Source organism: Kocuria sp. NBRC 114282, assembly GCF_030268385.1.
Classification (GTDB): domain Bacteria; phylum Actinomycetota; class Actinomycetes; order Actinomycetales; family Micrococcaceae; genus Kocuria; species Kocuria palustris.
In genome coordinates, this window is sequence record NZ_BSQO01000044.1 from 1 (window position 1) to 267 (window position 267).

Genomic DNA, 267 nt, shown 5'->3' on the forward strand with positions numbered 1-267 from the left:
CCGCGGCACGGCGGAGGACCTCGTTCTCCTGCTGGAGCAGCCGGATCTGCTTGCGGGCCTCGCGCAGCTCGGTCGACTCCTCCCGTGTCCTGCCGGGGCGGTTGCCGTCGTCGATGTCGGCTTGGCGAATCCACTTATGGAGCGTCATCTCGTGGACGCCGAGGTCCTTCGCGATCTGCGCGATGGTGATGCCGTCCTCACGGGACCGGGCCACTCGCACGACGTCTTCGCGGAACTCCTGGGGGTAGGGAGCGGGCATGGTGCACA

The 267-nt window shown here is 68.2% G+C and carries 1 protein-coding gene; it reads right to left on the reverse strand.

Annotated features, from left to right (window positions below; genetic code table 11):
* Positions 1–267, reverse strand: a 267-nt coding sequence (locus QSJ40_RS12650) for a transposase (protein ID WP_285731356.1), incomplete at both ends; no start/stop codon positions are given.